General features: G+C 54.8%; 12 protein-coding genes. All 12 read right to left on the reverse strand.

Going from position 1 to position 15,072, the window contains the following annotated elements:
- Window positions 1-117: 117 nt before the first annotated feature.
- Window positions 118-777 carry a glycerol-3-phosphate 1-O-acyltransferase PlsY gene (gene plsY, locus B1C80_RS02095; protein WP_077919382.1) on the reverse strand — a complete coding sequence of 220 codons (660 nt, stop codon included), beginning with the start codon at window positions 775-777 and terminating at the stop codon, window positions 118-120.
- A gap of 154 nt (window positions 778-931) precedes the next feature.
- Window positions 932-2,209: a pitrilysin family protein gene (locus B1C80_RS02100; RefSeq protein ID WP_077919613.1), complete on the reverse strand. Its 1,278-nt coding sequence runs from the start codon at window positions 2,207-2,209 to the stop codon at window positions 932-934.
- Between the two features lie 84 nt (window positions 2,210-2,293).
- Window positions 2,294-3,502, reverse strand: a complete 1,209-nt coding sequence (gene porV / locus B1C80_RS02105) for a type IX secretion system outer membrane channel protein PorV (RefSeq protein ID WP_077919383.1) — start codon at window positions 3,500-3,502, stop codon at window positions 2,294-2,296.
- 118 nt (window positions 3,503-3,620) lie between these two features.
- Entirely contained in the window at window positions 3,621-7,067 is a 3,447-nt protein-coding gene (gene porU, locus B1C80_RS02110) for a type IX secretion system sortase PorU (protein ID WP_236648566.1), read from the reverse strand.
- Window positions 7,068-7,077: 10 nt separating this feature from the next.
- Window positions 7,078-7,689, reverse strand: coding sequence for a sprT domain-containing protein (locus tag B1C80_RS02115; RefSeq protein ID WP_077919385.1), 612 nt, complete (start codon window positions 7,687-7,689; stop codon window positions 7,078-7,080).
- A gap of 63 nt (window positions 7,690-7,752) precedes the next feature.
- Entirely contained in the window at window positions 7,753-7,950 is a 198-nt protein-coding gene (locus B1C80_RS02120) for a hypothetical protein (RefSeq protein ID WP_077919386.1), read from the reverse strand.
- A 177-nt stretch (window positions 7,951-8,127) separates the two neighbouring features.
- On the reverse strand, window positions 8,128-8,649 hold the full coding sequence (locus B1C80_RS02125; protein ID WP_369822667.1) for a GtrA family protein: 522 nt from the start codon (window positions 8,647-8,649) through the stop codon (window positions 8,128-8,130).
- A 71-nt stretch (window positions 8,650-8,720) separates the two neighbouring features.
- The gene (locus B1C80_RS02130) at window positions 8,721-10,127 is read right to left on the reverse strand and encodes an NADH-quinone oxidoreductase subunit N (RefSeq protein WP_077919388.1); all 1,407 of its coding nucleotides are present in this window, start codon (window positions 10,125-10,127) and stop codon (window positions 8,721-8,723) included.
- Window positions 10,128-10,245: 118 nt separating this feature from the next.
- Window positions 10,246-11,721 carry a NuoM family protein gene (locus B1C80_RS02135; protein WP_077919389.1) on the reverse strand — a complete coding sequence of 492 codons (1,476 nt, stop codon included), beginning with the start codon at window positions 11,719-11,721 and terminating at the stop codon, window positions 10,246-10,248.
- 8 nt (window positions 11,722-11,729) lie between these two features.
- On the reverse strand, window positions 11,730-13,655 hold the full coding sequence (nuoL, locus tag B1C80_RS02140) for an NADH-quinone oxidoreductase subunit L (RefSeq protein ID WP_077919390.1): 1,926 nt from the start codon (window positions 13,653-13,655) through the stop codon (window positions 11,730-11,732).
- Between the two features lie 83 nt (window positions 13,656-13,738).
- Window positions 13,739-14,083, reverse strand: a complete 345-nt coding sequence (gene nuoK / locus B1C80_RS02145) for an NADH-quinone oxidoreductase subunit NuoK (RefSeq protein WP_077919391.1) — start codon at window positions 14,081-14,083, stop codon at window positions 13,739-13,741.
- 141 nt (window positions 14,084-14,224) lie between these two features.
- The gene (locus B1C80_RS02150) at window positions 14,225-15,046 is read right to left on the reverse strand and encodes a 3'-5' exonuclease (protein ID WP_077919392.1); all 822 of its coding nucleotides are present in this window, start codon (window positions 15,044-15,046) and stop codon (window positions 14,225-14,227) included.
- Window positions 15,047-15,072 lie beyond the last annotated feature (26 nt).

Raw genomic sequence — 15,072 nt, forward strand, 5'->3', positions numbered from 1 at the left:
CGGCTGACCAGCCGGGTTTGATGCGATGCGCCAGTGAATTCGGTTAGCTATAAAATCGCCCCGAAGTTACGCAGTTTTCGCGCAACGACGGGGCGTCGATGAATGCAGTAAATAGCTTTATTGCGGATCGCGTTTTTTACGCAGGCGAATCAGTACCGTTCGGTTTTCCTGGCCGCGCAGGAGCCGGGCAATATTCTTCTGGTGCGTCAGAACGACCATCAGAAAGATAACAAACCCGAATACGATCAGCAGCGGGCTTTCTTTCTGCCCGAAAATGCGGAGCAGCAGCAGCACCGGAAACGCCAGCGCGGCCAGGATCGACCCCAACGATACGTACTGCGACGCAATAACCACCAGCAGAAAAATACCGATGCAGACAGCCGCCATTTCGGGATGAATGGCCAGGATCATACCCAGCAGGGTAGCTACGCCTTTGCCTCCCTTGAATCCGGCAAACACCGGATAGAGGTGGCCGATTACGGCTACCAGACCAAAAACCAGTTCAAACGTCAGAATTTCGCGAAACGTGATCACGTCCAGATACCAGAGCAGCATAGACAGCATAGCTGCCGTATAGCCTTTCAGCACGTCAACCAGCATGACAATGGTTCCGGCCCGTTTGCCGAGTACCCGAAACGTATTGGTAGCCCCGGCATTACCACTTCCTTTGGTGCGGATATCGATACCGAAAAAACCCTGACCATACCAGACGGCCGTTGGGATCGAGCCGAGCAGATAAGCCAGAAGCACTGTCAAACAGATAAGAAAAACGTTCATTGAAAGGATGTAAGTGAGACGTTATCGATATCGTTAGCTACGTAAGGAGGTTGTAACCAACAGCAGGAACCCCAAAACTACACGTAAATAACTAATCAGTCAAATTGACTACCCTATTGAACAACTTGACTAATGAATAAATTTCCAGATCATCCTATTTTCCGCCCACAACTACCTCACTGAGATGCGTATCCGTTAGATAAAGGTTTGCCATCTGTACAATATCCTCCGCCGAAACGGCTCGTAGGTTCTGAATATAGGTAGTCAGGAAGTCGGCTGGCAGATCGTCGAGCAGAATCACTTTGTATCGATCCGCAATCTCGAACGGCGTGTTGAGCGACCCTACAAACTCACCCGCCATAAAGTTCTTGACGGTCTCGAGTTCGTCGGGCTGTACCGGCTCGGTTTGTAAGATCCGAATTTCCTTCCGGATTTCGTCCAGGGTCTGCTGCGTATTTTCTTTGTTGACGTCGGTTCCGATCAGGAAATACCCATCCCGCCGGAACGAGGGCATGTTCGACGAGATGCCATAGGTAAAGCCTTTTTCTTCGCGGATGTTTTTCATCAGCCGCGAGCCGAAATAACCACCCAGGATTTCGTTGGTGACCAGCATCCGGAAAAAATCCGGGTGCGACCGCGTGAACAGCCGCCGACCAACCCGGATAGACGACTGTATGCTGTCAGGTTTCTCGGCCAGCGTCGCCAGCCCGTCGGCTCTAACGGTCTCAACGGGGGCTATGGGCGCTGCGCCCGTCTGGATAGGTACCTTTCCCAGTTCCCGGTTGATGAGCGCTACGTCGAGCTCGGAAACCTGACCCGCTACCAGGATCTGGAATGGGCGGTTATGCAGGGCACGCTGGTAGAAGTCAACAACCTGTTGCCGGGTCAGCGCTTCGATCTGGTCGGGCTGCTGGCTGCGGCCGTAGGGGTGATCGAGGCCAAACAGCTTCTGCCGAAACAACACGCTGGCCAGATACGCATTTTTCTCGTAGTTGACCCGCAGGTTCTGCAAGGTTATATTCCGCAGATCGTCGAACTCTTTTTCCGGAAACGTCGGCTCTGTCAGCAGCTCACGCAGCAGGGGCAGTACGTCTGGCAGGAATTTGGTCAGGCAGTAAACGACTACGCTAGACCGGTCGGGACCACTGCTAAGCTCCAGAAAAGCGCCGTACCGATCGAAGTATTCGCTGATCTGGGCCGACGAGCGGGTGCGCGTTCCTTCTGACAGCATTTTAACGGCGAAGAAGGCCGTAGCCGGTACCTGCTCGTACCACGTTCCCGCATCGAAAATGCACTCCAGTCGCAAAACGGGCTGATGATCTACATCTATCCGGTGCAGCCTTACGGTATTGTCCAGTGTATGGGTCTTGACGGCCGGGAGCCGTACTTCATGAATGGCCTGAAAAGCCGGTGACTGCGTTCTGTCTACCATGGTGTCAGCATAGCAAAAGAGTGAATGAGCAACGGGGCCAACCTGGCTACCCGTTTTGCTCATTCACTCTTTTGCGGTTATTCGTTAATAATCTTCGCTGGTGGTTTCGTCGTCGCTGAACAGGCGGTTGGCGCTGTTGAAGTTGAACAGTAACGAAATCCGGAAGGTGTTGGTCAATGGGCTTGGGCTGCTCTGGCTTACGGGAAGCAGATATGAGAAGTCGACGCCAAAGCGCTGCTGCAATTTCAGGCCTAAGCCCGTTGTAATGTATTTGCGGCCACCTTTCAGGTTCGATTCATTGAAAAAGCCACCCCGTACCGCAAATTGTTCGTTATACCAGTACTCGACCCCGGTCGAGATGGTAAACTCTTTTAACTCTTCACTGAACCCGCCCGGCGCGTCAGCAAACGAACCGAATACGGACTGGAAATAGCCTTTGTTCGCATTCAGGTTTACCGGACGCCCGCCTACCAGCTGTACATTCGGCGTAGGCACCATCAGTTTGTTGACGTCGACGACAAAATTAAACTTGTTGTACTGGTCGACATGGAATGTCAGGTTCGTTCCCAGGCGCAGGTTGGTCGGGATAAAGTAGCGCTCGTTGCCGCCGTAGTTAATCCGCCCCCCCAGGTTGGAGATCATGGCCCCAAATGCCCAGCCGATGCCTTTGCCGGTTGCGTCGTCCCGCACTTCGTTCTGGTAATAGGCACCGATGTCGGCCGCGGCCGTAGCACCCGGTTTCAGGCCCTGCAACGAGCTGCCAGCTGCCAGGTTCGAGTTTAGGTACTTGAGGTTTACGGCCAGCGAAAAATTCTGCGAAAGCCGCTGTCCGAACGAAGCCGTTACCGCATACTCACGCGAGTTAAAGGTACCGGCCGCCACACCCGTTGCGGTAGTAAAGTCGACCGTACCAAGGTCGAAATAAAGCAGAGAACCGCCAATCACCGAGTTTTTACCCACTTTAGAGTAGCCGCTCAGGTTGGTATAGTACATGTCGCCAATCAGATCGCGCAGCCAGGGCGTATACGAAATGGTAGCGCCTTTATCCTGTTTGGCAAAAACGAGTTTGGCAGGATTCCAGAAAATGGAGTTGGCATCGGGATCGCTGAGCGCTACCCCGGCTTCACCGAGCGCCCCCGATCGGGCATCGGGCGTAAAATTCAGAAAAGGGACAGACGAGGTGGGAACTTGAAGCTGCTGGCCGTTTAGTATTGGAATGGTATTCTGCGCTGAACTAACGAAGGGAAGAAAGCTGCAAACGCCGAGAAAAACACGGGAAAAATTGAGTTTCATACTACAAGTTGTTGGTCAACGACAGCAACTGATTGGGGGAAGTGTGGCAGTCCTGTGCGGTCAAAATTACGATGAATCGTTGGATAAGAAAAAAACAGATAATCCCCTCTCTGGTAAATTACTTGGTTAATACCACTCGCCTGGTACCGGTTGCTGTTGTGCCATCTGTGGCGGCTCGTACCTGAATCCGAACCACATAGATTCCGTTGGGTAGCGACGCACCGCTGTTCGACTGACCGTTCCAGGTACCGGCTTCTACCCGCCCGGGACAGTCGGTACACTGGCCCGTCTGCTGGGTTAACAGGTGTCCGTTCAGATCATAGATGCTCAGTGTCCAGTCCAGCGGCTCGCCGGCGCGGTCGTGATCAGCCGTTAGCAGCGTTTGTGTTGTTACCGGGTTCGGACTGATCCGGATTTCGCGGAGGGTCAGACCCGGTCGTTCGGAAACTACTAAGGTCAACGTGCCCTCGGTTGAATTATTGTTGATATCCCAGGCTTTGACCCGCAGCCCGTAGGTTCCGGGCAATACGCCCCTGAACGTATGAACAACCTCTCCCTGCAGCCCGTCGGTGCCTGTAGCCACGTATTCACTGTTCAGGACAACCGGACTGTTATCACCCAGTACCGCCGTCAGATCGTGCCCCAGACCTGATCGGGCAATATTTATGCCCTTGTTGTCCTGTAGACTGATGCGCACCTGTATATCCGGCCCTGTCGCCTGCCAGCTCTCGCCCTGCCGCAGCCCGCCCACAACCGCCAAGGTAAGGCTGGGCGGTTGATTATCAACACCATCAGCAATAATACTGCCACCTATGCGCAGATTCTCATAACTTCCGGTCGCATCGAATGTACTGTCAGCGCGAACGGCATACATATACAGTTTGGCCTGGCCAACCGTATAGTCGATATCTTTGGGCACGGTGAACCGCACGGTAAATCGCCCCTGCTGCACAGCCACCTGCCCCGAAAATACCGGATTCGTATACGCCCGGTAACTCATTTTAGGACTACCGGCTTCCTGCCCCAGGGTGGTTAGCAGGGCCGCCTTATCGAACAGGGTTAGCCGGGTTGTTCCGGTAAAGTCGGCCAGCCGCTGCCCATTCAGTCGAATCTCGCCGGTTAATTCAACCGTTTCCAGAGCCCGTAAGGTGTCAAAGCGGGCGGTGGTCAGTGGTCTGCCGTTTACAGCGGTTAGTGTTGCCTGGGCCTGCGGATAGGCCAGTCGCATCGATGGATCGCCCAGCAAAGCAAAGTTTCGGTTGATTGCCCCCGCCAGACTCGCGTTCTTGGTAAGCCGCATAACGTCGCCTAAGCGGGGCATCTGCCCATTTATGGGGGTAAAAACGGTATTATAAAACGCCTGATTCAGCAGCAGGTTCGTATTTGAATAGACGGGCCGGGTCGTGGTCAACAGTCCGATGGCCCCACCCACCCGACTGAGCAACGACAGTTCGGCACCCGAATTCACGCTGGGATCATCGTACCGACCAAACTGACACGTAGCGGTTACCCACAGGGGCAGTCGCCGGTTGCGCCACCCCTGAATATCGGAGAGCGTAACGACCTTTTCATCGGCCAGAGTCAGTATATCGCCGTGACCGCTGTAGTTGATAATGAGCCGACCATCGGCCATGGCCCGGCTTATGTGCTGGTTTACCACGGGAGCCCGCTGCCCGTCGGGGGTAACGGGCTGCTGATAGTTATCCAGATAAATACGTTCGGGCCTGAACGCGGGGGATACCCGTTCAATCTGGGTGGCCAGTAGTTCGCCGTCGTTCTGGTGCAGGTTGTAATCGCCATCATCGGCAATAAGCATAACCCGGGTTTGCCAGTCGCCAACCAGCGATCGGTCCGTTGCGTACCGAATCAACTTGTCAACAACCGTCTGGGCTTCCTGAACTGACTTGACCGGTAGCCGGCCAATGCCTACGTCGAGCAAATGGTCTGCCGAGTCGAGTTCTCCCTGCCGAGGCTCTTCCCACTCGCCCTCCGCGTCGTCCATGAACCCGTAGTAATCATCGGACGAGTAACTCAGTACCGGATGCAACGACTCGCGGCTTTCGTAGACCGGAACCATATTGGCCTGCGCGGCCGGACTAGCGGCTTTGTTTATGTTCCGATAGTCGAAGGTAGCGTCGCCGAACAGCAGGAGGTACTTTAACCGCCCCGGCTGTTGCTGGTAAAAATGTCGAACGGCATCGCGGATCGCCGTCGGGTCGGGTTGTCCTGAGCCAAATTCGTTATAAACTTCCTGCGTTGTGGCAACCAGAACCGATAATCGGTCGTTCTGCCGCCGGAATTCGGCCAGTCGGTCGGCCTGATCGCGCCAGGCCGCCGGGCTGATAATGAGAAGATCCGGAGCTGGCTGCACGCGCAGGTTCTGATTGGCTACAGGCACTACTGAGACAGGCGCCAGTAGCTGCGCATCCGTAAACAGAAAGTAGTCGGCGGGCTGCGCGGCCCGCCAGGTAGCTGTCTGGGTAGCAGACAGGGTGTACAGCTGACTGGTGGGCGCCAGCGGCTGCGACACATCCCAGACCCGGAGCCCTGCACTGGCCTGCTGCACCGCCACCGAACCAGCCGGAAGCCGCCGTACCCACAGAGGCTGTTCGTACTGCCGGAGTTCGCGCCGGGCTTCAACCGCCAGAAAGTCCAGATACCCCTGCCCCGAGTTGTCCCGGTTGTTGCGGAAAGTCATGCTTACCCTGACGGTGTTGTCTGTACTCGCCAGTCGGGTCAGAAACGTGTCGGCACGAACAATGCCCTGGTAGTCGTATTCGAAGCCCGACACATCGGGAATCGGGATAGTACCCACCAGCTGGCTGTTCACCTGAATCCGAAACAGCCTTGTCGATGTATCGCGCGACATAGCCGATGCCCGCACCCGAATGGCCGACGAAGCAAGCAGGCCGGGCATGGCAAACGCTACGGTTCGGGTCGTATCGGTACTCAGAAAATCGCCCAGCCACGCCCGGCCCGAGCGCACCGACTGAACTTTGCGCAGTTCGGGTTCATAGTACTGATAGTCAGCGAAGGCAGTAACGGTTGGGGCGGCTGGTGACCCGGCCGAACGTTCGCTGATGCGCCGGCCCGGCCCCGACCCGATGTTCACGAAATAAAACGTTGTATCGCTGTAGGGGTTGATCTGATGCACGAACCGCCCTCCCGTCGTGTCGTACCGGATAGTATGCGGGCTCTGGCCGAAAAACAGAAGCGCATCACCCGCATCGAACCGACCATCGGCCTCGCCCGTTACGAGCACGGCGTTTTCGACCAGATCTACCGCCCGGGGAGCCGAGTTGGCCTGCGGCAGGGGGGCTCCTCCGTTCCCGTATAATCGGAGGTTACGCGGATTCGCCGTAGCAAAGGCGGGATTCAGCCGTACCAGGGTTTCCTGGCTCAGACGGTATACACCCGATTGGGTTACGCCAATTTTGAGCCAGTTTCCTTGCTGTAATACCGACTGCGCCCGCAGGCCAGGCACCGTAGCGATCAGCACCAGTCCAGCCAATAGCCAGGCCTGCCCCGACCCGATCAGCTGGTTCAGGGGGACACGACGATACACAGTGCTGCCACTATGTATCCATTTCAACAACCGCATGAGCCAGAATGGCATAGGATCGACCGGAGGATAGTTCTTTACAAACGACGCGGGTCCGGCGCATCGTGCCACGCTGATAGGTCTTTTTTGCAAACAGAAACAGGCTTCCCTCCGGTACGTCGCGTAGCAGGCGGGTGTTTGGGGCACTACCCGATGGCGCGGGCTGATCGTACCGACGGAGGGCCGCCATCAGTACGGGACTGGCGTAGGTGGTAGCTGCCGGCCGGCTCATATACTGCTGTAACGGAAGGAGCACATCGGCCGGAAAAACCGCCTGGTGCAGAAAAGGCTGCATGAGCCGCTGAAAAGCTTGTTGCCAGGCTGTTCCGTGGGGTACCACCCGCCGTTTATGGGTCTGGCTGACCACCGCATGAGCCACTTCGTGCACGTACGTGATCAGGAAAGCGTAAGGGTTGAGGTTGGCGTTGACCGTAATCTGCATACGGCCATCGGGCCAGCGCCGAAAATCGCCCAGTTTAGTCCGGCGTGGCTTGGTGACCCGAAACGCGAAGCCGTATTGCTGCTGCAACTGCCGACAGGGCAGAGCGGCTGTAGCTGGTAGGTGATGGGCAAACAGATCAGACACGTATACAGTAAAAAAGCCCTATAAAAATAGGGCTTTTTTACTGTATACTCGAAAGCGACTGGCTTATTTCGCGCTATCAGCAGCAGCAGCAGCAGCGGTGTCGGTAACGGCCGTAGCAGCCGAATCCGTAGCCATCGTGGTGGTGTCGGTCGACATGGTAGCTGTTGAATCTACAGCAGCTTCTTCCGTCTTAGGTTTGCTCTGGCAGGCAGCGAAGGTCAGCATGCTGCCGACAAACAGGAGTGCGAATACTTTTTTCATTTGTACTTTGGTGGTCTTTAATGGTTTCAGCCGCAAATATACTTTTTTTTAGTAAGATGCAAATAAATACCCGTCCTTTTAATGTGATACGCCACTGACCTTTGAAAAATCCTGTGTTGGGTAAAACAAAAGAAAGAAATAGAATATCGAATATATAGACTTTAAATACAACTTTTCCTATTTCACCGGTCTCGACCGAATCCGATCGTACATACCGGTGCTCCGGAAGGTAAGCAGTTTGTGACCAAAGTAATTAGCCATGAAGCTAAGCCCCATGCCCACCACGTGCGAGGCCTTTTCACGGGCAAAAGGAGACAGATTGGGGAAGAAGGGGTTGGCAATATACGACAGGGTAAACTTGGAAACGCCTACCTGCACAGCCAGTGCCACCAGGGCGATGATAAAGAACTTGATAGCCTCGCGACCCGTATTCCCTGTTTTACCAGCCGAAAAAGCGAACCGCTTGGTCGGGATGAAACTAACAACGGTAGCCGTCAGATAGCCCAGAAACACACTGGTACCGAACTCGAAGTAATTCCGATAGAATATCTGGGACAGAAAGTTAACGGACGCACCCAGCAGAGCCGTTAGAAAGAACGAGAAGAAACTTCGGGAGACCTTGTATTTGGGCTGTTGTATACTACTCACGTTCACGGGCTTGCCAGTAGAAGCCAGCGTTGGTTTTAGCTTCTGCGGCAAAAATAGACAAATAAGGATGTAGTCGCTTACCGATCACCCGATTAACTGAGTGAGCGGCTCCAAATTGTCAATCAAAACAAACCCTGCAGTAAGCCAGGCGCAATTCCCAGTACGAGCGTCAGTATAGTAGCCGCCAGCAGTACATACCGATAGACCGGCGATACCCGGATCGGCTCCGTGGCACCGTCGCGGAAGTACATCGCGATGATTACCCGGAAGTAGTAGTAGATACCCACGGCCGACATCAGCACCGCCACTACCAGCAGCCAGATCTGGCCCCGCTCTACCGCGGTGGAGAATATGTAGAATTTACCCCAGAACCCGGCAGTCAGCGGAATGCCGGCCAGCGACAGCATCGATACGGCCATGGCGAAGCCCAGCAACGGGTTCTGACGCGCCAGTCCGTTGAAGTCATCGAAACCTTCGTTCGCTAAGCCCGTGCTCGACAGGGTTTGCGTACTGCGCTGCTGCGCGACCAGCAAGAGCACGCCGAATGCCGAAATAGTAGCTACTGAATAGGCCAGCGAGTAAAAGACAATGGCCTGTTTGGTCTGCGCGCCCAGAGCCGCCAGCCCAATCAGCAGATAACCCGCATGGGAAATGCTGGAGTACGACATCATCCGTTTGAAGCTGTTCTGGTACACCGCCGTTACGTTACCCACAACCAGCGTAATGGCCGTAATAATGGCCAGTATGGTCCACCAGAAGGTGTAAACCCCGCCGAACGAAATCGATAACAGTTTAAATAGGGCGGCAAAACCTGCTGTCTTGACCACCGTCGACATGAAAGCGGTGAAAATCGTTGGGGCTCCGTCGTATACGTCAGGTGTCCAGAAGTGAAACGGCGCGGCCGATACCTTGAACAGCAGTCCGATCAGCAGCATCAGCAGCCCGACGTACAGCAGCAAGGAAAGGCCCTGCTGCGGATTAACGGTACTGGCGGCAATCCCTTCGAGGGTAAACGATCCCGTTGACCCGTAGAGCAGCGCCATCCCGAACAGCATGATCCCGGTCGTGAACGCTCCCATCAGGAAGTACTTGAGCGCGGCCTCGTTGGACCGTAGATTGCGTTTGTCGCTACCCGTCAGGATGTACATGGCAATGGACAGCGTTTCGACGCCCACAAACAGCATGATCAGATTCTCGAACGAAATCATCATGATAGCTCCCACCAGAGAGAACATGATAATACCGTAATACTCTGCCGGTTGTGCTTCCTCATCTTCGATAAACCGGGTCGACAGGGCGATGACCAGGAAAGCCGATCCCAGCACGATGGCGGTAAATACCATCGACAGGTTATCGGTACGCAGCATGTCGTTGAAATACAGGTACGTCTTGTTCCAGTCGTAGAAGTTAGCGGCCAGCGCCACCAGCAGAAACAGCAACGCTGCGGGTAACAGCAATGTCCGCGACTTTTGGAAGCCCAGGAAGAGCAGCCCAATACCAGAAACCGATAACAGAACGATGGGAAGCATATTAGTTTGGTTTTCAGTGTTCGGTGGGCTGCGTTCAGAACATTGCCTGATCAGGTAGACTTCTCGTCTGCATCAGTAGCAACCGTTCGGGCCAGCCAGCCGAAACCGTTTGTAAGCTTTATTTCAGAGATACAGCCGAGGCACCGATGTATTTCATCAGGTTGACTACGGCAGGTTCAGTTACTTTGAGGAACGTTTGGGGGTAAATTCCCATCCAGAAGACCATAATCACCAGTGGCACAAATACCAGGCTTTCCGAACTGGTCAGATCGGCAAACGTACCGGTACGTACCGATGTTGGACCGAACATGCTTTTCTGAAACATCCGCAGCATATATACCGCCCCGAAAATAATGGTAAAGCCAGCGGCCAGACCCAGGTAGTGGTTGTACGTAAATACGCCATGCAGCAACAGGAACTCGCCAATGAATCCGTTCGTCAGCGGCAGCGCTACGCTACCCAGCAGCATAATCATGAAATAAACGGTCAGTTTCGGCGTCGTGCGGGTGATGCCGCCCAGCTGGTCGAGCTGGCGGGTGTTGGTCCGCGAGAAAATGACATCGGCCACGAAGAACATGCCCACTACGTTGACGCCGTGAGCCAGCATCTGAATCAGGGCGCCCTGCATACCGGTTTCGGTCTGCGAGAAAACACCGGCCGCCATCAGACCAACGTGCGAGAACGACGAGTAAGCAATGAGCCGTTTCATATCGCGCTGGCGGATGGCAATAATCGATCCGTAAACAATACCAATCACGGATAGAATGATGGCCGTTTTCCCCCAGGTTTCGACGCCCAGCGGCACGATGGGCAGAATGAACCGAATCAGGCCGTAAACGCCCATTTTCAGCATGATCCCGGCCAACAGCATCGTAGCTGGCGTTGGCGACTCAACGTAAGTGTCTGGCTGCCAAGTATGAAACGGAAATACCGGCATCTTAATGGCAAACGCGATAAAGAACGCCCAGAAGACCCAGCCCTGGGCCGCGGGGGTCAGTTTAAGCTGGTAGAAGTCAGCAATGGCCGAGCTGTGGTGCCCGCCGGTTACGGGTGTCTGATAATACAGGTACACCAGCGCAACGAGCATGAACAGACTGCCAAAGATTGTATAGACGAAGAACTTGAAGGTGACTGGTACCCGGTTCTCCCCACCCCACATTGCAGCCAGGAAGTAAATCGGAATCAGGGCCACTTCAAAGAAGAAGTAAAACAGGAAGCCATCGCGGGCCGTAAATACGCCCATCAGTGCCGCCTGCATAAACAGCATCAACGCATAAAACAGCGCTGGCCGGTCGTACTGCCGGTTAAAGGTCGACAGGATAATAAACGGAACCAGCAGCCCGGTCAGCAACACCAGCAGGACACTGATGCCGTCGATACCGGCGCTGAAACGAATACCCAGCGAGTTAATCCAGGCGTAGTCGAAACCAAACTGCGAGCTGGCATCGGGCTGAAACTGCGCAAAAGCGGCAACGGCGCCAACCAGTTCAACCAGCGCGGCTACCAGCGCGACCTGTTTCACCCGTTCGCCTTTCACGATCAGAAGTAACGCAGCAGCAACGGCAGGGTAGAGAATCAGGAATAATGTGAGCATATCTCAGATTAGAATCGAACGAAAAAACGCAGCGCGAAGATGGCAACAATACTGACGACCATGGCCAGCACATAAAACCCGATCGAACCACTTTGCATCAGCCGCAACTGGGCCGAACTTTGCCGGACCAGCCAGGCCACTCCGTTGACAACGCCATCGACCAGGCCTTCGCCGAAGCTGTAGAGCGCGTCGCCCAGCCCGCGAATGGGCCGAACAATGATGGTATCGTACAGCTCATCAATGTAGTATTTGTTGTAGACCACTTGCTCGGGCAATGAGCGCTCGGCCGTTTCGGGAGCCGGAACCGCCCGCCGGCTGACGTACATCACATACGCCACAACCAGCGCCAGTAAGGCTACCCCCGCCGATACCGCCATGAGCGTATACTCGGTCGAATGGTCGAGTTCCAGCGTCAGCGCCGTTGGGTTTACCTCCCGCGAAAACATGAAAACGGGATCGAGGAAACGGCTCAGCCAGCCCCCGCCCGGCAGGTTAAGCAGCCCGCCCACCGCCGACAGTATAGCCAGAAAAACAAGCGGAGCCGTCATCGTTGCCGGTGATTCGTGCAGGTGGTGGCGTTGCTCTTCGGTACCGCGAAACTCCCCGAAGAAGGTTAGGAACAGCAGGCGGAACATGTAGAACGACGTTAAGCCCGAGCCCAGCACACCCAGCGCCCACAGCACCTTGTTGTGGACGAATACATGCGCCAGAATCTCGTCTTTCGAGAAGAAACCGGCAAAGGGCGGCAAACCCGAAATAGCAATGGTGCCGATCAGAAAGGTGATGAACGTTATGGGCAGCGCTTTCCGCAGGCCCCCCATTTTTCGGATATCCTGCTCGTCAGACATGGCGTGAATAACACTACCCGCCCCCAGGAACAGCAGTGCTTTGAAGAAAGCATGGGTAACAACGTGGAACATACCCGCCGTATAGGCCGTAGCGCTTAACCCCAGGAACATATAGCCCAGCTGCGATACCGTTGAGTAAGCCAGCACTTTTTTGATGTCGTTCTGCAACAGACCGATCGAAGCGGCCAGCAGAGCCGTAGCGATGGCAATACCACCGATGATCTCGAGCGTCAGGGGCGCCAGCGTGTACAGCACGTTCGAGCGAACGACCATGTAGATCCCCGCCGTTACCATGGTGGCTGCGTGGATCAGGGCCGACACCGGGGTTGGACCAGCCATGGCATCGGGCAACCAGGTGTAGAGTGGAATCTGTGCCGACTTCCCCATGGCCCCCACGAACAGCAGGAGCGTAATGATCAGGATCGTGCTGTCGCCCACGGGCAGGCTCGTAGCCTGTTTGAAAATATCGATATACTCAACCGTACCGAAGGTATTGATGAGCATGAAAATGCCCAGCAAAAAGCCCAGATCACCGATTCGGTTCATCACGAAGGCTTTGCGGGCCGCGTTGTTATAGCTCGTGTTGGTGTTCCAGAAGCCGATGAGCAGGTACGAGCACAACCCAACGCCCTCCCAGCCAATGAACATGATGACGTAGTTGGAGCCCATCACCAGCAGCAGCATGAAAAATACGAACAGGTTCAGGAAAGCCATGAACTTACCGAATCCTTCGTCGTGCTTCATGTAGCCGATGCTGTAGAGGTGGATCAGCGTGCCAACTCCCGTTACAACCAGCAGCATCAACAGGCTGAGCTGATCGATCTGGAACGAAAAGTTGATCTGAAGATCGCCCACGCTAATCCAGTTGAAGAGCGTAGCAACGAGCGGTCCGGCATCATCGCGGAAGGCCGCCTGCCCCATAAAGGCACCGAACAGATAAGCGGTGGTCAGGAACGAGGCCAGCGCGGCTCCAACCGCAATGGCCCCGGCAGCCCCTTTCGAAATATGCCGAAAACCGATACCGTTGATCAGAAAACCAATCAGCGGAAAGAGAGGTATTAACGCACAAAGTAGTTCAGGCTTCATAATGTAGTCAATAGTCAACAGGGGTCAGGCGTCGGGTAGGGAACCGGGTAGCCATGAAGAACCACCGGCGACGCCAGCCTTTTTCACCATTTTAACTTGTTCAGCAGACCCACGTCGATAGAGCGGGTGTTGCGGTAAATCATGACAATAATAGCGAGCCCCACCGAGACCTCGGCGGCCGCAACAGCCATGATAAAAAAGACGAATACCTGCCCGGCCGAGTCGGAGCGGTACGAGGAGAAGGCGATCAGCAGCAGGTTCACTGCATTCAGCATAAGCTCGATCGACATGAAAATGATAATGGCATTGCGCCGGGTCAGCACACCGATGATACCGATCACGAACAGGGCCGTGCTGAGAATCAGATAATAGGTAAGCGGTATTTGCTGAATTACGTCCGGAATAAGTACGTCCTGCGTGGGTTGCATGGGATGCCGGTTAATAGAAAGTGCCGCAAAGGTAAAGATTATTCGATATTGGTGGAACTCCCAATGAAGCAGTGAAACAGAAGTTTATGCGCTATCGGTCGAACCTGACCGGCCGGGGGGCCTCTGCCGGTCCGTTGTCAGCTACCGTTTTCCGTTCACGTTGCTGAACATCCTGAGTTTTATCTCGGTCAGGCGCCGTTTGGTATCGAGCGGGAACTCGCCCTTCAGCATCCAGTCGTAGAAGGCAGGTTCTTTCTGCAAAACGTCCAGAACGGGCCGGTCTTTGTGCTTGCCGAAGTTGAATACTTCAACGCCTTCGCTGTTGAGAACAATCCGGCCGGCCAGGTCTACATTTCGGTTGGCGGTCAGGCTGTGGAGCATGTCCATGTCATTGTCGAACACGACATCCTGCCCGCTATCGGTCCGGGCCACCCGCCCCGAGTACCGCTGCACCTGCGCGTTGAGCACCTCGAGCGTGGCAATGGTGTCCGCTTCGGCACCATGCGCGCCGATCAGGTCCTTATCACAGTAAAATTTGTAGGCAGCCGTAAGATTACGGGGCTCCATCAGATGAAAAATCCGCTGCGCATCGACCAGCCGACGGTTTTTGACATCGAAGTCCACACTGGCCCGCAGGAATTCTTCTACCAGCAGCGGCACATCGAACCGGTTGGAGTTGAAACCAGCCAGATCGCAGCCTTCCAGAAATTGAGCCAGCGTACGGGCAACGGCTTTGAAGGGAGGGGCATCTTTGACATCGTCGTCGTAGATGCCATGAATCATACTGGTTTCGAGCGGGATCGGTATACCGGGGTTAACACGCTGCGTTTTGCTGACAACCTCGCCACCGGGCAATGCTTTAATGATGCATATGTCGATGATGCGGTCTTTGGCGGTATTGATACCGGTTGTTTCCAGATCGAAGAAAGCAAGCGGCTTACGAAGTACAAGTTGATGCGTCATAACCAAACCGATTCACGGTAAGGCTA

The organism is Spirosoma sp. 209, assembly GCF_002006735.1.
In the GTDB taxonomy this organism is placed as follows: domain Bacteria; phylum Bacteroidota; class Bacteroidia; order Cytophagales; family Spirosomataceae; genus Spirosoma; species Spirosoma sordidisoli.